Source organism: Streptomyces sp. NPDC004752, from assembly GCF_053601275.1.
This window is the reverse complement of the sequence record NZ_JBSGBN010000311.1, coordinates 1-1106: the sequence shown is the minus strand read 5'-3', so window position 1 is coordinate 1106 and position 1106 is coordinate 1. Positions and strand designations below refer to the sequence as shown.

1 protein-coding gene is annotated in these 1106 nt (G+C 37.5%); it reads right to left on the bottom strand.

Annotation, left to right across the window (positions count from 1 at the left end; genetic code table 11):
- Window positions 1-169: 169 nt before the first annotated feature.
- Window positions 170-1051 (bottom strand): polysaccharide deacetylase family protein, encoded by an 882-nt coding sequence (locus ACWEKM_RS46595; protein WP_451627375.1) that lies wholly within the window; start codon window positions 1049-1051, stop codon window positions 170-172.
- Between the last annotated feature and the right edge of the window lie 55 nt (window positions 1052-1106).

The following is a 1106-nucleotide window of genomic DNA, read 5'->3' as shown; positions in this document are numbered from 1 at the left end:
CAGCAGGATGTGATTATTGTAGCCGTGGGCTACTATCTTCGTTATAACCTTATCCACGGTGTTCAAGAAGCAACTCCTCAGCAATAAGCGCTAGATTTCCAAAATATGAGAAACTATTTTAGAAATCTAGTTCTTATTTGCTCGGAGCTGGACGTTTCTTTCACAACCTCTATCCTCGATCTTTTTGGTCATACACTTCTTTGACGTTGATAAATTGATCAAGTATTGGATTTTCTCCTTTTAGGTCAGCTTCGAAACGGATACCGTCAATATTGATTCTGGCGTTACGGTAGTAGTCAGTTCCTAGTTGTCCCCATGCAGGAGTTGAGGCATCGACATTGCAGAAGATATCAAATCCTTGTTGTTTCAAGTAAGCAAATTTTTGATTTGCTTCAGAATAAGGTTGCCAATCGCTGATGTCAGCGCCAAATGGGTAGATCAAAATATTTGTTTTGCCTAAAATAGGTGCAACTTCATTTTGCCAACGTTCATTATCTTGTTGGATATCGGCTAAAGAAGCTTGTGTCATATTCAAGTGTCCCCAAGTATGAGAAGCAAAACTCCAACCATCTTTCTTTAATTGATCAGCAACTTTTTTGGCTGCTTCGATTTCTTTGTTTGTTTTTTCGTTATCACCATATTCTGATTTTGATGTACGGTAACCTAATACACCATTATAGCCTGTTAAAGCTAATGTTCCTTTGGCGCCTTGATAAGAAAAATCGGGATGTTTTTTAATGAATGAATCGATCAATGGAACCATATCATAGTCACCAACAGTTTCCTTCTTATTGTCGATATAAATATTCTTGATTTGGTTCTGTTTATCGACAATCAACTTACTTGGAAATCCTGAATTGTCCATGTATTCATAATAGCTGACATCGTCTTGCGAAAGAATTAACGGTTTCTTTCCTTCTGGAAGAGAAACACCTGTAAAGGTCAGTTTTCCATCTGTTCCTTTTTTGACTAATCCATTTAGATTAACAAGAACATAGTTATTTTTATATAACTGATCAATGGTTTTATTGAATTCGGAAATAGTGACCATATAATCTTTATACCCTTGTGCTGCTGGGGCCGCTGCTCAGGCTGGTCTTCCGGCC

Bases quoted from the DNA above. Each gene is read 5' to 3' on its own strand.
- ACWEKM_RS46595 (WP_451627375.1), bottom strand. From the start codon at position 1,051: ATGGTCACTATTTCCGAATTCAATAAAACCATTGATCAGTTATATAAA.